At 37.9% G+C, this 20542-nt stretch carries 16 protein-coding genes; 7 read left to right on the forward strand and 9 right to left on the reverse strand.

All coding sequences use genetic code 11. The features are described 5' to 3' along the window. Positions 1-134: 134 nt before the first annotated feature. From VB713_RS12215 to VB713_RS12230, 4 genes are all read right to left on the reverse strand, one after another. Complete coding sequence (locus VB713_RS12215) at positions 135-623, reverse strand: ArsC/Spx/MgsR family protein (protein ID WP_323311823.1); 489 nt, start codon at positions 621-623, stop codon at positions 135-137. Between the two features lie 307 nt (positions 624-930). Continuing rightward, positions 931-1542, reverse strand: a complete 612-nt coding sequence (locus VB713_RS12220; protein WP_323311824.1) for a cupin — start codon at positions 1540-1542, stop codon at positions 931-933. A 229-nt stretch (positions 1543-1771) separates the two neighbouring features. Continuing rightward, the gene (locus tag VB713_RS12225; protein WP_323311825.1) at positions 1772-2257 is read right to left on the reverse strand and encodes a hypothetical protein; all 486 of its coding nucleotides are present in this window, start codon (positions 2255-2257) and stop codon (positions 1772-1774) included. 643 nt (positions 2258-2900) lie between these two features. After that, entirely contained in the window at positions 2901-3773 is an 873-nt protein-coding gene (locus VB713_RS12230) for an SDR family NAD(P)-dependent oxidoreductase (RefSeq protein ID WP_323311826.1), read from the reverse strand. A gap of 602 nt (positions 3774-4375) precedes the next feature. Here VB713_RS12230 and pheT point away from each other — a divergent pair. The 3 genes from pheT (at position 4376) to VB713_RS12245 (ending at position 10104) form a co-directional block, all read left to right on the forward strand. Next, complete coding sequence (pheT, locus tag VB713_RS12235) at positions 4376-6811, forward strand: phenylalanine--tRNA ligase subunit beta (RefSeq protein ID WP_323311827.1); 2436 nt, start codon at positions 4376-4378, stop codon at positions 6809-6811. Positions 6812-8128: 1317 nt separating this feature from the next. Next, positions 8129-8842, forward strand: a complete 714-nt coding sequence (locus VB713_RS12240; RefSeq protein ID WP_323311828.1) for an acyltransferase — start codon at positions 8129-8131, stop codon at positions 8840-8842. An 83-nt stretch (positions 8843-8925) separates the two neighbouring features. Next, the gene (locus VB713_RS12245; protein ID WP_323311829.1) at positions 8926-10104 is read left to right on the forward strand and encodes an acyltransferase; all 1179 of its coding nucleotides are present in this window, start codon (positions 8926-8928) and stop codon (positions 10102-10104) included. 89 nt (positions 10105-10193) lie between these two features. Here VB713_RS12245 and VB713_RS12250 read toward each other — a convergent pair whose 3' ends face one another. Continuing rightward, positions 10194-11081: an aromatic ring-hydroxylating dioxygenase subunit alpha gene (locus tag VB713_RS12250; RefSeq protein WP_323311830.1), complete on the reverse strand. Its 888-nt coding sequence runs from the start codon at positions 11079-11081 to the stop codon at positions 10194-10196. Positions 11082-11467: 386 nt separating this feature from the next. On the opposite strand from VB713_RS12250, the gene VB713_RS12255 reads away from it, so the two are divergent. After that, a complete protein-coding gene (locus VB713_RS12255) occupies positions 11468-11737 on the forward strand; it encodes a YciI family protein (protein ID WP_323311831.1) in 270 nt (89 codons plus the stop codon). 115 nt (positions 11738-11852) lie between these two features. On the opposite strand, the gene VB713_RS12260 is transcribed toward VB713_RS12255, so the two are convergent. Both VB713_RS12260 and VB713_RS12265 read right to left on the reverse strand, forming a co-directional pair. Beyond that, the gene (locus tag VB713_RS12260; RefSeq protein WP_323311832.1) at positions 11853-12911 is read right to left on the reverse strand and encodes a hypothetical protein; all 1059 of its coding nucleotides are present in this window, start codon (positions 12909-12911) and stop codon (positions 11853-11855) included. A gap of 151 nt (positions 12912-13062) precedes the next feature. Further along, positions 13063-13254, reverse strand: coding sequence for a hypothetical protein (locus VB713_RS12265; RefSeq protein WP_323311833.1), 192 nt, complete (start codon positions 13252-13254; stop codon positions 13063-13065). Positions 13255-13743: 489 nt separating this feature from the next. Between VB713_RS12265 and VB713_RS12270 the strand changes: the two genes are divergently transcribed. Both VB713_RS12270 and VB713_RS12275 read left to right on the forward strand, forming a co-directional pair. Continuing rightward, positions 13744-16272 (forward strand): mannose-1-phosphate guanyltransferase, encoded by a 2529-nt coding sequence (locus VB713_RS12270; protein WP_323311834.1) that lies wholly within the window; start codon positions 13744-13746, stop codon positions 16270-16272. Positions 16273-16483: 211 nt separating this feature from the next. After that, complete coding sequence (locus VB713_RS12275; RefSeq protein ID WP_323311835.1) at positions 16484-16732, forward strand: FitA-like ribbon-helix-helix domain-containing protein; 249 nt, start codon at positions 16484-16486, stop codon at positions 16730-16732. 692 nt (positions 16733-17424) lie between these two features. On the opposite strand, the gene VB713_RS12280 is transcribed toward VB713_RS12275, so the two are convergent. Next, entirely contained in the window at positions 17425-17700 is a 276-nt protein-coding gene (locus tag VB713_RS12280) for a Calvin cycle protein CP12 (protein WP_323311836.1), read from the reverse strand. Positions 17701-18175: 475 nt separating this feature from the next. Next, positions 18176-19570, reverse strand: coding sequence for a GTP-binding protein (locus VB713_RS12285; protein WP_323311837.1), 1395 nt, complete (start codon positions 19568-19570; stop codon positions 18176-18178). 574 nt (positions 19571-20144) lie between these two features. On the opposite strand from VB713_RS12285, the gene VB713_RS12290 reads away from it, so the two are divergent. Next, entirely contained in the window at positions 20145-20408 is a 264-nt protein-coding gene (locus VB713_RS12290) for a hypothetical protein (protein WP_042465568.1), read from the forward strand. Positions 20409-20542 lie beyond the last annotated feature (134 nt).

Here is a 20542-nt window from a genome sequence, read left to right on the forward strand (position 1 = left end):
CACTTCGTACCCTGCGGGAAGCAAGCTACAGAATGACACTTTTAACCCGTTTTTACTCTAGTTACTAGATTTATGCAGTTTGACGCACCCTACAATAGATTTTTGGTGTGACACGCAGCTTTAGTCTTAAATGTCTAATGCTGGTGTTTTTGTTCGTGATTTTTACAACCACCCTTACCGTGATGGTGTTCGTGATCATGACCGTGAGAGCAGCCTTGGAGGTTTTGCTGCATCAGTTTTTCGCTCATTTCCTTCAAAGAGTCATCGACAGGTTTTAAGCCTATCCATGCGTCAATTTTCTCGATATCAAAACCTACTTCACGTCTATTTCCTACTTCAATTAAAGGACGACGAATTAATAAAGGATCTCTGAGCATCATGACTAAAGCAGTATCAGCGTCGATGCTTTCAGGAATTACCTCTCCTGATTTTACTTTAGGTGCGGATTTGTTAAACCATTCGACAACAGGATGATTTCCAAAAAATGAACGCAACCTTTCTGCTGTCCAAGGTTCTGTTAATAAACTGTATGTCACTACTTCATGACCTGCGGCTGTGAGCAAAACTTTTTGCTTTGTACCACCTTTACAGCCTGGTTTTTCATAGAAAATTACTCTGGCCATGGATATATCTCCTATGAGGTTTTGATTCGATTTCTAGACAAGAAATAATGTAAGAATTCAGGAGTCAGGAATCAGGAGTCAGAAGGAAGGAGGAAGGAGGAAGGAAATTTTTCTCTTCTGTTCTCTGTTTCCTGCTATATCAAATATTCAGTATTCTGAATTCTTACGAAATAATTAACCGCAGATAAACGCAGATCAAAAATGAAGATTTTTGTTTATAGGTAAATATTCTGGACTTTTTACCTATTACTATTAGTTGCTATCTATTTATCACAATAATCATTTATTTCTGTTTATGCCACTACATTTAAAATTTTTTAGCAATATGGTCAATTGCATTGAATTCAAATCTCTCTTTGGGGTTGGTTTCTCCATAAATATTAAATGTAACTGTAGGTTCTTCACCAACAGCTTGTACCTGATGTATGGTATCAGAAGCAAAACTGATAATATCGCCAGGGGATAAATTTATTTCTCCAGTTATTTCAATTTTATCTGGAAACTCTGAGTTAGAAGTGCGCCGCCAAAATGTATTTTTTTCTTCACCTTTTAGCACTGCTACTACTCCCCAAGTTCCATGATTATGAATGTTGGAAATTGTCCCTGGTGCAAATGTTACTGTTTGTACAGTCAAAGGAAAACCTAATTCATCGTATAACAGTAAAACAGAGGTTCCTGTTTTTGAATCAGGGGCTAAAAATTGACTTTGTACCCAATAGGAATTGACAATTAATCGCCTTACTAGCATCCGAATTTCAGGAAGACAAGTTGATTCATCTTCAATATTGAAGAGAACGTCTTCTATCTCAGTCAGAAACCGATATAGGCGATAATTGTCACGCAATAAATCCCATGTTCTCGCTGATTTACAGGCTTGATGCTGTCCATCTCCAGCGACAAACCAATCCTTACCTTGCATAATTTATATACTCAATTATGAATATTTGGGTAAGAAAAGTATGGGAGGATTAGCTTGAGGCATTACAGTGATAGGAGCCATAGGAGATGCAGGTAGTAAAGGTAGAAGAATCTTATTATTATTAGTAGAGGGATTGAAAAGTTGATAAGAGGATGAAGTGGATAACCAATTGTTCATGATTTTTGATTGTTGATGGTTGATCAGTAAAACTCTGAGTAAGTTTCCATTGTTAGTCATCATCTTCTGGTGGACGGGTTAAAATATCCAGAAGAATGCCAGAACCAAAATCATTTTTTTCATCAATACCTTTAACTCTGGTACTGATTTCCTTAGCTTGCTCTAACTTTCCTAGTTTAGCTAATACCAAACCAGATGCAGCGTAAGCATTCAGGTACAATCTGATTTTTGGTTCTTCGTGTCGCTGCACTAATATGGGTTTAAGTTGTTCCCAGTTATCAGGAAATTTTTCGATTTCTTTAATTTTAGCGGTTATTTTCTCGGCTGTTGTCAGTGCGAGAACATAATTATTTTTGTAGTAAAAATATCTATAAGCTGCTACTAAAACATCTGTGTTATCTCCTGTTTTAGCTAAAGCTTGTTGCATATATTTTGTAGATTCTTCTGTATTTTCCCAAGTCTGTGCGGCTAATATCAATAATTCTTTGACATCTTCTGCTACATCAAACCATGAAAATTTATTTGTATCAATTTGCATAATAGGTAATCAATCCTATTGAATATGGAATATTTAGGATTTTCCATAACTACTATTTAACACTTTAAATTGTAGTTATGTAGATAAATTTAATTATTTCTTATAGTGGTTGATTTTAAAGCTTGATACTTTTTATATAAGACTCCTATTTGATTTCTGAACAAGACTAAGAGAGAATACGGTGAGGCATACAAGTCTAACAGGGAATAATGATAAGTGAACATTCACAAACTGCCACTATGTAGTTTATGAGTCAAAACAAAGTTACTATGACTTGTTTGAGTAAGCATAAATCATTTTAAAAAAAACATTTTCATTTAATCATCAAGCTAATCTAGATACTGTTGCAGGAAAAAAAGAGATCGAAACATTCATTATTGGTAAACCATCGCGTTGATATTGAAACAGGTTTACCTTCCTTTGATTTGCTCGTTAGACTTGATTTGAGATCAAACCGTTGTCCCACAGCCATAACACCCCACCCCTAGCCCCTCCCCCTTCGGGTTCACCAGTCGCCTACGGTGGGAAACCCGCCTACAGCGCTGGTTCACCGCAAGCGAGGAGGGGAACTGGATTTTGCAATTAAGTCTGGGTAAGGATGTGTGTATACCGTAGAAAGAGGGGTTCTACAACTTCGTCAAACTTACTTACGGGCTGAACCGAAAGCCAGCCTATGTCTAGAAAATATTGAATTGCTAAAATGCTGGATTTTTGTGATGAAACTCTTGATTAAGTTGATTTGAGGATGCTTTTTTGGTGCTGCTAGTTTTAAGACTATTTCTAACAACCAAGGGGCAAAATTTTGACACAAAACGGCTAGATGAGATTGCCATCCGACTAAGATTTCTGATGTATCGTTTTCCAGCCCTCTGGTGAGTGCTTGGGCGACTTGTTGGGGTGTCATTGGGGTAACACCACGAAATAGTTTTAAGTCGCGCACCATGTCGGTGTCGGTGAGGGTGGGAAGTAAAGCGACAACGCGGATGTTGTATTCGGCTAGTTCTCGACGGAGGGCTTGGGTAAATCCGAGAATTGCAAACTTGGTGGCTGAATAGGTGGCCATTGTGGGGGCGGCAACTTTCCCCATGAGGCTGGAAACATTGACGATGGTTCCTTCTCTGTGGCTGGCCATGCGTCGGGCTATCAGACTTGTGAGGTTGTACATTCCTAACAAGTTGATGGAGATTTCTTCTTGGACTTGGGGGAGTTTTGATTGCAGAAATGAATTTTGGTATGCGACTCCTGCACAGTTGACGAGTAGATGAATTGGTCCATCTGTACGCCATAGTTGGGCGATCGCTATATTAACTTTGACTGACTCTGTTAAATCTAAGTCCATGATTATGGTTTCGGTGCCGAAAGCTTCGATTTCTTGGGCTACTTCGGCTAATTTATGGCGATCGCGTGCTACCAATATCAGCCGCTTTACGCCTTGTTGGGCTAACTCTAATGCGATCGCTTTGCCAATTCCACGGGAAGCACCCGTAATGAGAGCAACTTTACCTTGAATATTCATCGGTTTTCACCTCCAAATTTTTCGCCCTACCTCTTGCTTCTTTGCAATCCAAAGGTCAGACGATTGTGATTGGTAATTCTTGTCAAACGATCATCTCTGGCTAATCAGCAATACCCCTCCATTGCCTATACGAAGCCGAAATTTCTCGTTGGGACGATAGTCAAAATTGAAGTCTATCGGCGTGGATACAGCGCATCGGTTTTACCTCTCTTTAATCCGAGCATTCACTAGTATGTTGCCACTACACACGTTAGCAACTAAATCAAGAGATTGCAATCTTTTTTAATAAGAATCGCTTAACATTTGTTTACGAAGCATATATATAAAATTATTTTCTTTGATAAGTTTTTATGAATACTGGGTGATCCCCGTATTGATCCCCTGACAATTGAGGAAATATGAGGCAAAAAAAGGAGCCAAAAGGCTTAGATGAGAACAGATATTCATTGTCAAACCCATACACAAAAGGACTGTTAAATATGTTCCCTGTTTCCGGCAATGAAACGGACTATATTCTCATGATTAATGTTCATTTTTCAATTGCTGACTAGAAACCCTAAAATGAGAGCAGCAAAAGACGATTCCGAACACAAGCACACTCCATGCGTATTTCTCTAAATTGGCTACGTGAACTAGTAGAAATAAAACTTAGTCCAGAAGAATTGGCGGAAACCCTGACAATAGCTGGGTTTGAAGTAGAAGATATTGAAGATCGCCGCACTTGGGCAAATGGCGTAGTTGTGGGGAGAGTGCTTGAGCGTCAACCTCACCCCAACGCTGATAAACTGAGTGTATGTACAGTTGATATTGGGGCAGATGAGACTGTAAATATTGTTTGTGGTGCGGCGAACGTCCGTGCGGATATTTATGTCCCAGTTGCCACTACAGGTACTTATTTACCAAATATCGACTTAAAAATTAAACCTGCCAAACTGCGCGGTGTGTCATCTAATGGGATGATTTGTTCTTTAAAAGAACTAGGTCTACCTACAGATATAGATGGAATTCATATTTTCACGCAAGAAAATTTGCCCTTGGGTAGCGATGTGCGTCCCTTGTTGGGTTTAGAAGATGTAATTTTAGATGTTGCTACTACCGCTAACCGTGCTGATGCTTTGAGTATGGTGGGTATAGCGAGGGAAGTAGCAGCTTTGACTGGTGGAAAGTTATCTATTCCCGCAACTGGTGAAGTGACAATTATCAAAGATACAGGGAACTTAGGGTTAAAAATTTCTGAACCCCAAGCTTGCCCTGCTTATATTGGGACAGTAATTGAACAGATAAAAATTGCGCCCTCACCGGAATGGTTAAAACAGCGTTTGCTTGCTGCTGGGGTAAGACCAATTAATAATGTGGTAGACATCACCAACTTTGTATTGTTGGAACGGGGACAACCTCTACACGCTTTTGATAGCGATCGCTTAAAATCTGTAGCTGGGGGTGAAAATTTAACCATCGGTGTCCGTTTTGCTGATGCTGGAGAAACCCTCAAAACCTTAGATGGCCAAACCCGCACCCTATCCATTCAGAATTTATTAATTACTGCTAATCACAAAGCCGTTGCCTTAGCAGGAGTGATGGGTGGTGAAGAAACTGAAGTTCATCAAGGTACACAAAGCCTGGTTTTAGAAGCAGCTTTATTTGATTCTGTCGCTATTAGGCGTTCCTCACGCAGTGCAGGGTTAAGAAGTGAAGCTTCTGGTAGATATGAAAGAGGAGTTAACCGCGCTGAATTAGAAATAGCTTGTAACCGGGCTTTATCATTAATTAGCGAATTAGCAGCAGGAGTAATTGTTCATCAAGAAGTTTCTGATCACCGTCCTGATTCTTCTACCTGGTCACATTCCATAGCATTACGTTTAGATAGAGTCAATGAAGTCCTCGGTCCAATTGAATTGGGTGTAGAAACAGGAGTACTAGAAGCACAAGATGTAGAGAAAATATTAACTGCATTAGGGTGTGAATTAGTTGTTAGTGGCGATCGCACTTGGACTGTTACCGTCCCCCCCTATCGTTACCGCGACTTAGAACGGGAAATTGATTTAATTGAAGAAATTGCCCGTCTCTACGGTTATGACAAATTCTGCGACACCTTACCAGAAAAGGCAGAAGCTGGTTATTTACCTTTAGATCAAGAATTAATTCGCAAATTACGCGCTTATTTCCGGGCTGAAGGTTTAACAGAACTAATCCATTATTCCCTAGTTAAGCCAGGGGAAAGCCAGCAAGTAATCTTAACAAATCCTCTATTTGCAGAATATTCGGCATTGCGGACTGATTTGATTGCTGGGTTAATTGATGCTTGTCAATATAATATCGAACAGGGCAATGGGGTACTGAATGGTTTTGAAATTGGGCGCATTTTCTGGCGAGAAGAAGAAGGTTTAGAAGAAGCTGAAATGTTGGCGGGGATCATCGGTGGTGATTCTACTCTGGGTAAATGGTCACGAAGTGGTCGTGAACAACCGATTACTTGGTTTGAAGCCAAAGGCATTTTAGAAAGTGTATTTAAGCAATTTAGCTTACTGGTAGAATTTCAACCTGAAAATCGAGATTCCCGTTTACATCCAGGAAGAACGGCTTCTTTGTGGGTACGAGGGAATAGATTAGGGACTTTTGGACAAGTTCACCCCCAATTACGAAAAGAAAAAGGTTTGCCAGAAGCCGTTTATGTGTTCCAATTAAGTTTGGATGTACTATTGAATGCGCTGGATGATGATAACGTATTGGTTCCCAAATTCAATTCTTATTCCACCTATCCAGCCAGTGACAGAGATATTGCCTTTTTTGCACCGGTGAAAGTCACGGTTTCAGAAATTGAAAAGGTGATCACCAAAGCGGGTAAAGGTTTGCTGGATTCTGTGGAGTTGTTTGATGAGTACCGTGGTGAACACGTTCCCGAAGGACAGCGGAGTTTAGCGTTTCGTCTAGTCTATCGTTCAAGCGATCGCACTCTCACCGAAAATGAAGTGGAACCAGTTCATAATAAAGTTCGCACCGCTTTAGTGGAAAAATTCGGTGTTAGTTTAAGAAGTTAGAATGTGGTAATTTGTAATTGGTAATTGGTAATTTGTAAAAGTTTTTTCCAATTCCCAATTCCTATTACCATAGAAAAAATTATGGTTGCTTTTTTCTCTCAGTATTTTATCCTTATCAAATCTTCTATATTCTGAACCCTGACTATAAAACTATATTTATTTTTAAATCTTTATGTTTTTTATTTAAACCTTACTGTTTCTTGATGAAAACTTTGTAAGTTTATTTATAGGATAGTGGAAGCACACTACTCGTGTCACTATAAAGGCACTTTAGTGAATAAGTAAATTCTCTGTGTACATAATGATAACAACAGCAGCAGACTCAACAAACTGGCTGCAAGTAAGCCGTTATAGTAATCGGGGAAGTGTTTATTTATTTGCTCCGATGGTTAACTTCAATGTAATGGCTGAAGTTGGAGATACTCCCCCTTAATTTAACGTACTTGTACTTGCTTAGAAAATTTATGAGGAATTCAACAATTACATCTTGATAGCAGTGAGAAAATTACATTCTCACCTTGGAAGAACATAAACAGATGTAATTGAAATACAGCAGGAATCAGGAGTAAAACTGGCTTTGTGCATAGGTTTGAATTGAGATGTTGTATCGCCTAACTACGCAAACTGCTGTAACTATTTTGATATTTGATAACAGAATATCTGAATCATACTAGCTTGGCCAATTGCTAACCATTACACATCAAGAGTTAGATGTTTAAGGTTGTGCTGACAGCATTAAGCTTTAGTATTAATCAGTTTTGGAATATCAAAAAATACTTTCTCTAATTTCTAACTAATACAAGTACTAAATAATGCAGCAGAACTCAGACAGTTGCAAACTGCTGTAATTACAGAATTTGTTTGTAAATATCAATACCTTGTCCATTTTCTGTAGGTTGGGTTAAGCGACAGCGCAACCCAACGCATTTGTTGGGTTATGGCTAACGCCACGCTCTGCGTTCACGCAGTGTCCCGCAGGGATACGTTCACGTTCCACAACCCAACCTACAAATCAAGACTTTTTTCGATTTGGACAAGGTATTGAAACATATACAGCATTTCTTGCATAGCTATGTCTAACAATTAAATAACATCTGTATTGAATAGCTTCTAGCTTTACCAAGTTGCTTTGGGTTTTTCAAATATTGGAAAAACTTGATATTAGCTATCTTATTTTTTAGTAGTCTGCAATTCAAAAATGTAGATCTAAAAACATAGATAATGCATAAAAAGACTTAAATACAGGATGCCTTTAGTTGGGAACTTCATAATTCTACAAATCTCCAATTTCAAAATTTAGCCAGAAATAATAGAGCTATGAATGAATTAAATAACTTTTCAAAATGGAAACGATTTCAACAACTTTTATTAACTACTATTATCGGTGATATTCCCACAATTTTTGGGGGAGTAAAATTACGTAATTTGCTATACCGCATTATTTTTGCTCAGATAGGTAACTCAGTTTATATTCAAGATGGCGTGGAATTTATCAGTACCGATGCTATTGAAATTGGCGATAGAGTATATATTTTCAAAGGTGTTCGTATAGATGGAGAAGGACATAAAAATAATATAATTCATTTAGAAAATGGAGTTATCCTAGAGCGTAATGTTCTGATAGGAGCATTAAACAAAACTGAGATCAAAATCGGTCAAGATACTTTTATTGGACCTGGCGTTTGTATTGCTGGCCCTGGAAATATCAAAATTGGTAAATACTGTTTAATTGCAGCCCACACTGGAATATATGCCAATAATCACAATTTTACAGATCCAATAGAGCCAATCAAATACCAAGGTATTACTCGAAAAGGGATTGTGATTGAAGATGATTGTTGGCTAGGACATGGAGTGAAAGTATTAGACGGTGTGACTATTGGTAAAGGCAGTGTTATTGGTGCTGGTGCTGTTGTTACGAAAGATATTCCTCCATTTTCGGTAGCTGTAGGTATACCGGCACGAGTAATTAAAAATCGTGATGGGAAAGAACTCGTTAAGTTAAAATCCACGGAAATCTCCCACTTATAGCACATTTTAATTAAACAAAAATTCTACTGTTAATCAGAGGTAAAAGTATCTATCATCCAAAATATAATTAGGAGATTAATTGAATGACAACAATTACAGAAAAATCTACTGAAAAAAGAATTCATCTTCCTTATTTGGATGGATTAAGGGGATTAGCATCTTTGTATGTGGTACTTGTTCATGTTGAACCAGCAATCGGAGATCAATTGCCTCTGCACTGGTTCTTTTTTGCCAGGGTTATGAAATATGGTGCATTTAGTGTGATTAGTTTTATTGTGCTTTCTGGTTATGTTTTGATGTTGCCAGTAGCCCGTTCTGAAAATGGTTATTTATCAGGAAGTTTGATCAATTATATTAAGAGGCGATCCCGGCGAATTTTACCTCCATACTACATAGCCTTATTAATTTGTTTATTAATAGGAGCAGTGGTTTTTATACTAGAGCAATTTACAAGTTTTAGATGGAATGAAGTAGCTGGAATCGGCTCATTTTCACCTAAGTTTTCTTTGCTGGATGTTGTAACTCACCTGCTATTAGTCCACAATTTTAGTGAGGATACGTACATAAGTATTAACTCACCTATGTGGAGTATCCCAACGGAATGGCAAATGTATTTTTTGTTTCCACTATTATTACTACCTATATGGCGGCGTGCAGGATTATTGTCAGTTGTTATCATCGCCTTTGTAATTGGTATAACACCGCTCTACTTATTAAATGGGTTTCTTGAACAAGCAAATCCTTGGCTGCTGGGCATATTTTCTTTAGGAATGGCAGCAGCAGATATTGGATTTTCCCGAAAACCCAAACTAGTAGCGCTCAGAAATTCTCTACCTTGGGGTTGGTTGGCTATTATCTTTACTGGTATTGCCTTTATAACAGAATGGCGACCACTCGGATTGCATATATGGATTAATCAGAGTTTTGCGGGTTTTGCATTTGCTTGTCTATTTATTTGTTTAACCAAGTCAATTACTGAAGGGAAACAGCCATCATTAGCACTACGAATATTACAACATCCTTGGGCGATCGCACTGGGGACGTTTTCATATAGCCTATATCTTATTCATGGGCCAGTTTTGGTGTTCGTGCGTTACTTCCTGTTTTATCTACCTATTTCACCAGATATGTTTGCAGCAGCATCCTATTTGCTAGGCACGTTAATGTCACTTATCATTGCTTATTGTTTTTACTTATTCTTTGAGCGGCCATTCATGTCCAGTTTCTTAAAAAAACGGAAAATAAAAGATGTAGTAATGTAGAAAAACCTATGCGGAATTAATAATGAAGCAGGTTAAACTACTACCCATCTTTGCTGATGACGAGATAAATTTTCATTAAATTTTTATCCCTAGCTACGCCATCGAAGTATCTTTTCTCTAATTGGGTTAACAAAGGAATAACCTTGTATTTGAGATCGAGCAAATTCTGCCTTCAATCTATAATACCAGCGGGCTTGAGCATCGGCATCTCCAACTAAAGTTAAGGGTGGATTATGTTTCAAGCCGATTTGTTGTTTAAGCAAAATTTTGCGATCTTGATTGAGAAAACTACGGGTAAACCATAGCAACAATGGCTGGAGAATGGGAAACCAGGGTAAAGTTGTATAGAACAGGGTTGTTTCTTCTGTTTCAGTTTCGGAAATAGGAGTAATTGCTGTTAAATTATAGACTTTATGTTTATCAGTAGATATCCCCTCAATCCGAATTCCTGGCAACCGGAATGAGATTTCGATCTGTGGATTACTTCCAATCAAGCGATAGAAAAAGGTTTGTTGCTCTAGTGGATGCTTTCGCATGGTAAAGCCGTACAGAGAAGGGTCAAAGGTTTTGATTACCTCGTTTAATATTTCCGGGGAACGCCACCACCACGCTTGGTGAACGAAAGCAATATGAGCAGGATCGATTAATCCTACTACGGCATGATCAACATCACAGGGAAGGCGGATAGATTCAAAAGCTTGGTGGGATTGTTCACCAAAATCAGGGATTCTGGGGATGTCTTCTAGTATTAAAGAAGTCTCATCATTGGACATATAAATCCAAATATTTCCTTGTGCTTCTTGTATGGGATAACTTTTTGTTTCACTGAACTTGGCAAAGATTTTGCCTGAAGCATCCCGACTAAAAACAATTAGCTCATTCAGGAGAGTTTTGGAAAGTGCTTGTCCAGGTTTTAGCTGCTTACTGGGTAATGCATAGTACCAAATATTTCTTAAAAATAAAGTTATTTTAGCCATTTGAGAATTTAGGTTTAAAGGGATTATGTGATCATAATCTGTGAGTTTATTTGCAATTAATTCAGGATATGTGTTGCCTAATCGCATACATGGAGAGATTTTCGTCCTCCACACTTAATCAAGGGAAGCGAATTGACAAATTTCTACTTACACTGAAGCACTCAGGAGGGAGTGGGTTGATTTATTGTAGTTGGGAATACCCACAACAGCCATCTATCTAGAGGCGGTGGAAAGTACCCCATAAAGCATTTTTGCCATCATTTTTGGGGTGTATCGCCAAAGTTATGATCTTTATGATAAGCGATCGCAGTAATTATGCCTTGATTGCAAGAGGTCTATCGCTATGTCGCTATGATATTAGGAGTCAATAGAAGTAACTAACAATCATGCCTAAATATATAATGTGGGGAACTTACTGCGAAGACGTGTTAGAAAAACGCGATCCCTATCGTCAAGCCCATTTAGAAGGATTAGCAAAACAAAAAGAATCTGGTGTTTTGATTACCCTTGGCCCTACCAAAGATGTCACTAAAGTTTTTGGCATCTACGAAGCCGAAGATGAAGCTACTATCCGTAAACTAGTCGAAGCTGATCCCTATTGGCAAAACGGCATCTGGACAGAATATTCTATTAAAGAGTGGATTCAAGCTTTTTAGTTTCTAATCATATGTCATAGAAGACATCTAGCAATTGCTGATTATAGATTTGTTCTTCTTGTGAAACACCGCTATATCTTTTGGAAATTAGCGGTATCAACATTTTTGCAGCTAATTATAAGTTCAAAATAGTTCTGAGAACTTGTTCATCAGTAAAGTAAGAAAGATGAGTTTTTCCTCTTAACTGCTTAATTAAATCAAATTTGAGCTTATTTTTAAACGATTGAATTTTTGGATAAGTAGATCCTTGAGGGAAAGGTGTTTTAGTAGAAAGCCAGTCTTGGTCCGAATAAAAATCTGTCCAGTTTTCCAGTTTTTCATTATCTACACATTTTTTAATTTCCTCATCAATCCATTCAGAACGATAGGATAATATTGCTAGAGGTCCTCCTAAAGTAATTAGTCTGAGCGGTTTATCTTTGTGATAGTCGGCGACAAAATCAGTCGCTACGACTACCCCCCAACTATGGGATAATATTGTAATTTTACTATAACAATTTTCATTTATTAAATCATAAACAATCTCCGATAACCTGGATCTTATTTTGCTGCGGATAACTTTGCCATCTGTATCTTGGTCTAAAAATTTCATCGTGAAATAACTAATATCAATACCTGTATTAACAGGAAAAAAACTGATTAATGCGCTTAAAATTAACCAGATAGACCAGCCTCCTAAATATTTTCCTAATTCACCTATCTGGGTGGCAAAATTTTTATCAAGTGCAAATCCTAGAATGGTATTATCTTGACCTATTGCTGTTAGAAGCATAACAATTGTGCCATAATACCAACATATTAGTAAAAATATAGAAGATACAAAACTCTGAAATAAAAAAGGGTATTTTGTGGCAGACAACCAAATTTTAGAAAATATCCAATAGAAAAAAAGTGATGTGCCTCCTATTAATTTTTCTTTTAATGCTATATCACTAAGTTTACAAGTCAAGTCTAGCCAAAATACTTCATATATATCAACATTTTTAATATTGTTATTCAAATTAACTTCAAATCTTTTACCACTATATCCTCCGACTTTAGCTGTCTCAATCTCTTTTATTTCTATATTTTCCAATTGCTGTGTGAGTCCATCAGTCAAACATGAGAGATAATAGCCTTTTTCAATTGGACTCCATCCAGGGATAAAAATTACCGCTTCTTTTAATAATGACATATTTGATTAAATTAATTATTGTTTTTAGGATTGAGTAAGTAACAGTATTACCAAACAATTATCTATGGATAAAGAGAAATTTGGGAGTTGATGAGGGTGAGGAAATCTCCCAAATTCATGTTTAATTTCATTAAAAAATCAAAAGTAATATCTATCCCTTGAGTGCCTTTTTAAAGTTGCGTCGATAGGATGGATTAGCAATAAACAAAACTGGCCATAACAATGAAAAACCAATGCGATTCGGCAGAGTTTGATTAAAATTGGTTTTCCTAAACCCAGTCCAAAACTTCCAAGCACCACCTAAATAAACTACTAACAAACCAAAAATAATGAATTGACTCATTGTTATCAACTTCCTTAGTAACTGAGAGAATTTTATTTAAAACTCACCACACAGTAGAGAGAATTCATCGCCAATATAGATAAGATATAAATCAGGCTATCACTCTATGGCGTTGAAGTCACTTATTTATAGTTTAAATTAGTATCCCTCATTACTGCTATTAATGAGAACAGGATTGCTATATAGCCTATGACAGCAAGAAAACAGAGTTTAATCAGGAATTTAACCAATTATCAATTACTTTTTCCCTATTACTAGTACAGAAGTGCGTAAATAAACCAACCATTCCAAATCTCTGAAAAACTGACGCTGTATTCGTTTTGACTTCACGTCGGTACTAGCCTAAATTAGATAACTAGCCACTTGGGTTAGTAGTAGATGTCTCTTGTGGAAGTTCCTCAAAAATCAATATATAGAGGAGACTAAATAAAGAAGAACCAAATTTTATAACGGATTTTGATGCAGCGACGGCTGCGAATAGGAGGATTTATGCGTGCAGTACTAATGGCAGGGGGTTCGGGGACTCGGTTACGTCCCTTGACTTGCGATCTACCCAAACCGATGGTTCCTATATTAAATCGACCAATTGCTGAACATATCATTAATCTTCTCAAACGTCATCACATCACGGAAGTAATTGCTACATTACATTATTTACCGGATGTTCTCCGAGATTATTTCCAAGATGGTAGTGATTTTGGTGTGCAGATGACCTACGCTATTGAAGAAGACCAACCTCTAGGGACAGCAGGCTGTGTAAAGAATATTGCTGAACTTTTGGATGAGACATTTTTAGTAATTAGCGGAGATAGTATCACAGATTTTGACTTGAGTGCTGCGATCGCATTTCATAAACAAAAACAGTCAAAAGCAACTTTAATTTTAACCCGTGTTCCCAACCCCATTGAATTTGGGGTCGTCATTACTAACGAAGCAGGACAAATACAGCGATTTTTAGAAAAACCTTCCACTAGCGAAATTTTTTCCGATACCGTCAACACTGGGACTTATATTTTAGAACCAGAGGTTTTAGACTATTTACCAGAAAACACTGAATCTGATTTTTCCAAAGACTTATTTCCCTTACTCCTAGCCAAAAATGAGCCAATTTATGGTTATGTAGCCCAAGGTTACTGGTGTGATGTCGGTCATTTAGATGCATATCGTGAAGCACAATATGATGCTTTAGCTAGGAAAGTCAAACTAGATTTTCCCTATACAGAAACCTCTACTGGCATCTGGGTGGGTCAAAATACTTATATTGATCCTTCCGCCAGAATTGAAACTCCGGCTGTAATTGGCGATAATTGCCGCATTGGGGCGAGAGTACAAATTGAAGATGGGACTGTGATTGGTGATAATGTCACCATTGGCGCTGATGCTAATTTGAAGCGTCCCATAGTTTGGAATGGGGCGATTATTGGTGACGAAGCCCAGTTATCGGCTTGTGTAATTTCCCGTGGAACTCGTGTAGATAGACGCGCTCATGTATTAGAAGCTGCTGTAGTTGGTTCCCTCTCCACAGTAGGAGAAGAAGCACAAATTAGTCCTGGAGTGCGAGTTTGGCCGAGTAAAAAAATTGAATCTGGTGCAGTTTTAAATATTAACTTGATTTGGGGAAATACTGCTCAACGAAATTTATTTGGTCAACGGGGTGTTCAAGGTTTAGCTAATATCGACATTTCTCCAGAATTTGCAGTGAAATTAGGTGCTGCTTATGGTTCGACTTTGAAACCTGGTTCTAAAGTCACAGTTTCCCGTGACCAGCGCAATGTGTCGCGCATGGTGACTCGTTCTTTAATTGCTGGTTTGATGTCGGTAGGTATTGATATTCAAAACCTTGATTCTACTGCAATTCCCATCGCTCGAACTGTTATCCCCACAATGGGAGTTGCTGGGGGTATTCATGTGCGGATACATCCAGATCGTCCTGATTATATCCTGATTGAATTCATGGATAATATGGGAATTAATATTACTAAAGCACAGGAAAAGAAGATTGAGGGGGCTTATTTTAAGGAAGATATGCGGAGGGCGCAAAGTCATGAAATTGGTGATGTCGCCTATCCTAGCCAAGTCATTGACCGTTATTGTACTGCTTTTGAAAAACTATTGAATGTTTCTACCCTCTGCAATAGTCGGGCTAAGGTGGTCATTGACTATGTTTATGCTGTGTCTGGGGCAGTTCTACCGCAAATGTTAGATAAATTTGGTGCTGACGCGGTGGTGCTGAATGCGAGTTTGAATAAAGCTTCAATGACTACCACTAACCGAGAAGGACTACTGACTCAATTAGGTCATGTGGTGGAAGCATTAAAAGCTAATTTTGGGGTGCAGGTATCAGCTAATGGGGAACAATTGATTTTAGTTGATGAATCTGGTTATCCGATTCGGGGGGAAATTTTGACGGCGTTGATGGTGGATATGATGTTAACATCTAATCCCAGATGTTCGGTAGTTGTACCGGTTCATGCTTCTAGTGCTGTGGAACAAGTTGCCCGTCGTCATGATGGTAAGGTAATTCGCACGAAAGCAAATCCGACGGCGTTAATGGAGGCTTGTCAGAAAAATCCCAATGTGGTTTTAGGTGGAAGTGGTGAAACTGGGTTTATTTTTCCCCATCTTCATCCGGGGTTTGATTCGATGTTCTGTATTGCCAAGTTAATTGAGATGTTAACTATTCAAGAGCGATCGCTTGCATCTGTTCGCGCCGAACTGCCACGAGTCATTCACAGAAACTATACCATCCGTTGTCCTTGGACTGCAAAGGGGGCATTAATGCGTTATTTAGTAGAAACTCACCCAGCCCAAAATCTAGAGTTAATTGATGGGGTGAAAATTTGCCAACCCTATGATGATAGTTGGGTTCTGGTTCTACCTGATGCTAGTGAACCAATGGTACATTTATTTGCCAATAGTAGCGATCGGGATTGGGTAGATGAAAACCTGAGAAACTACCGCAATCGTGTCCAGACTTTTGTCGAAAGACAACAAGAATATTACGCAACGGAAATGTAAATATCTGTAAGAATTCAGGAGTCAGGAGTCAGGAGTCAGGAGAAAGAAGGAAAGGAGTCAAACTGGCTTGGTGTCTGGCTTTGAATTTAGATTCTGTAACTCATTTCCTAACCCACTGCACAAGCAAGGCTACCTTATTTGTAAAATGGGTTAGGCGTACAAAGTCATAAATTAAAATTGTCTAAAAATCTGATTGAGGCTTGTTTTGGGTATGACTAATATTATTATTTCTAACCTTGATGATGAAATCAAATCTCGTCTGCAAAAACGAGCAGAAAAATACGGACCTTCTCTAGAAGAAGAAGCTAGAGAAATTCTCGACATGACTCTGACAGAAAATAACGAAAATTCCTTAAACCTAGCGACTTTAATTGAAAAGCGATTTGCGAATTTCGGAGATTTTGAATTACCAGAAATAGCTAGAGAACCTATTCGTACTGTATCAACATTTGAAGGATGATTATTATTGATCAAGACCTTGTCCATTTGCTGTAGGTTGGGTTAAGCGACAGCGCAACCCAACAAATGCGTTGGGTTATGGCTAACGCCACGCTCCGCGAACATCCTATTGCTTTGCGTTCACGCAGTGTCCCGCAGGGATACGTTAACGTTCTACAACCCAACCTACAAATCAAGACTTTTTTCGATTTGGACAAAGTATTGATATAGTTAAGCAGATTAGATTGAAGAACACACCAGCTTATGATTTTAGATATAACAAACCCTTGGATTATTCATATAGTCATAATATCATAAAAGCGAAAAAGGTCAAGATCCTAGTAAACTCGTTGAATTATTGTGAATATTCTCAACCTTATTGAGAAAAAATTAGGCTAATTCTCAATAAAAATCGTAGATTACATTTTTTGGAAAACTCCAATTGAAATAATTTATGTATCTTTGCTATTTTATTAAGTTTTACCTATAAATAAACCTACCCTTTTTCGTCAAACCCTAAAGTATAGGAAATAATTAGGGTTTGCTGAAAAGTGTTTCGTCAGAAGTCAGGAGTCAGAATGAAGAATTTCATTTGAATGGGTTATGCAAATTCCAGATTTTTCAACTTAATTATTCATGCATCGGCAAAAAGCGAAAAGCATGAATAATAGATGGTAAATGAAGTCTCAGAGAAACTAGCCTACTTCTACAAATTTATACGTCGTAGATAAGACACTCTAAAGCATCTGGATACATCTCGCAATAGCTTTCTAGGGAAGTTTTGTGATGTTGTGCCTGTTTTTGATGTGCTTTTTCAGCTTGCAATTCTTCGACAATATCCCAAGCTACTGCACAATTAGGAGAATTACTTCCATTTTCTTCACAAGTTGAACGAGCTTCAACAATTGCTTTGAGAATAGATTCTTCAATTGTTTGAGTGCTATTTTTATCGGAGTTAATAGCAGCTTGAACTCCATCTAAAGATGTCATGATACTTTCACCTGTTGAGATAAATATTTACTGATAGCTGCCTTTGGTATCAGGAAGCTCACACTTTCCATTTAGATAAGCTCTACAAAATAAGATGGTGTCAGCATCTTATTAATTTTTAGACTTTGTTGAACTCTGATCAAAGGTAACAATTCAAAAAATACTTTTTAGTTAATCTCTATACTGTTTGTGTAAAGACAACATAGAGATAACTATTTTATTGGTGGAAGATTTTATTAAGCTTTTGCTTGTTTGAGATTGCAATTTAATTAATACCAATTTTAGAGGATGTTTGAAAAGTAGTGACTGATGTATTAAAAACTTTATATCTTCCTAAATCCTCCTTAAAAAAGGAGGACTTCTTATATGAAGCTGCATAGAATGATGACAGCAATTGAATCATCCGCGTTTATCTGCGTTTATCTGCGGTCAATTATTCTTGATATTTCATTCTCTAGAACTTCATATCAATTTTTCAAAATTCGCCGAATTTACCCCCTAATTCTTCTCTCAACCGATACAAAATTGTATTTTTATCAACTTGCGATAAAATCTCTTGAATAACGGTACTAGCACCTAAATGCCCCCAAGTACAGCCTTTTTCTAGATATACCTGTGCAGCTTTACCAATAGTATAAGAACCATAGCCGGCAATACCAGCTTGAGCAATACCTCCGGTGAGCTTCGCTAACGCACCGCCAGCAAAAGTAGTAATATTTAGAGGATTATCACTACTGACTATAGCAGCAGTACTATTACCTAAACCTAACATTAAACTACTGCCTATTTCTCCTAACAATAAACCGCCAGAACTGAATAAAATGGTTTTTAAGAGGTTAGTAGCTTCATAGCTAGTCATTGGTAAACCGTAGAATCTAGCTAAAGAACGAATTAAAGCTAAATCGGTAATTGCCCCACCAATAACATCTAAAAAAGGAATAGGATTTAAAGCGATCGCTAGAGCTTTATATTTGCTAAACTTCCAAATGATATCTTCTGCCTCTTTTTGGCGTAAATCAATGGTTTTTTGAGCTATAGATGCTTCTGAGTCCCGTGCTTGCAGGAGTGCATTTAAAGCTAAGAGCGATCGCCCTTCCCGATTTAGTATATTCAGAATAGTTTGCTTAAGTTCCTCAACCTGTGGTGGTGGCGTTTCCCATTCATAGCTCACATTCCCATCTGCATATTCTACCCTCACCTCCATCGGTGCAGGTTCAGCCGCTACCATCACGATTTCATCAGGCAATAAAGGTTTAGCTTGGTAATTTCCCGCCCCCAATTGCTGTAAATTTTTGTAAATAGCGGTTCTATCTATTTCTGGATATAAATCAATTTTATTAAACACCAAAATCAGAGGTTTTTGAGCTTGGCGTAATTCTAGTAATCCTTGATACTCAACTCTAGTAATATCACCGGAGACAACAAACAAAATCAAATCAGCCTGACGCGCTACATCTCGCGCCATTTGCGCCCTTGAATCCCCCTCAATTTCATCTAATCCAGGAGTATCAATTAATTCAACTAAAACCTTCCCCCCTGGTTTCCAACGAATAGAACGAGGCCATTGAGTTACACCATTGAGGGGGCCAGTTTGCAGGATTTTTTCCCCTAGCAAAGAATTCAAAACCGCAGACTTCCCACGACTCACCAAACCAAAAGCCGCAATTCTAATCACATTAGAGTCTAGCTTATTGAGTGTGGCAGTTAAAGCTTCTATTTCTGGTTTTACCAAACTTGCCAATTCTGGTTTAGACGACAGCTGTCCAGACTTGCGGAGATATCCATACCAAGATAGTGCTTGTCTAAGACTAGCACGGGCGCGGTTTAAATGAGTTTCTTGCAGATTACGCACTGCGTTAGGTTGGGACAAAGTGAAAGAAACAAAGGTTTATATATTTATTTATATCCAAATTTCTACTTTTTTGACCGCTTGAATCGTCTATCCAAACCCGTAAATAAACGACAGCAGTCAGAATGCTCAAGTAAATTACGAAATATGAAAATAGGACTTACGCATTGACAAAATCTATCAAATATGGATTTTATCTCTTGTAGGGTGCGTCAGACCCGATAATTGAGCATCTAACAGATTTTCTCTATCTGACGCACCGCACTAATAGACTATTTCAAAAGCCTGAAACTAGGCAATTTCGTTCATACATATCATGTGTAGTTTGTACAGTGCGTAAGTCCTAAAAACTAGGAAAATCTCAAAAAGCTATTTTCATCTCTTGCCAAAATAGTACTTATGTACTATAATAGCCTTATAGCATCCACTCTCTTAGGACTAAAGCTGAGTTTCACACTCAATGTCTCTTATAGAGTGAGTTAGACCTATAAATTGGTTAGTATCAACGGATTTTCGACATCGGACGCACTAATATTCCAGTGCGTAAGTCCTGTCTCTAAAAGCCTCCTAGAAGATGGATTTAACGGTTAATCTTATGATGAAACACTACATTCTCAATCTTAATCCAACTGCAAAGCATGAATGGGATAGATATATTTTACGTGATCCATTAACTGCAAAACGTCCAGATATTGCCAAGTTAATTGCTGAAGCAGTGGGTGCGGATACAGGTAATTATTTAGTCAGTGTCAACATTCAAGTCACAGTGTTAGAAGAAGCGACAGTTTCACCAGCAGAACAACTTTCCCTTCCTTTTCCTGAAGTGAATATTTCTTCACAAAGACGGGAAGCTGCATAAATTACTTCTAATAACTCAAGTTGCTAGTTATCTAGTTGAGAACGGTAATGGGTCATTTGTCATTGGTCATTGGTCATTTGTCATTGGTCATTGGTCATTGGTCATTGGTCATTGGTCATTGGTCATTGGTCATT

The sequence above is a fragment of the Anabaena cylindrica UHCC 0172 genome (assembly GCF_034931625.1).
In the GTDB taxonomy this organism is placed as follows: domain Bacteria; phylum Cyanobacteriota; class Cyanobacteriia; order Cyanobacteriales; family Nostocaceae; genus Anabaena; species Anabaena cylindrica_A.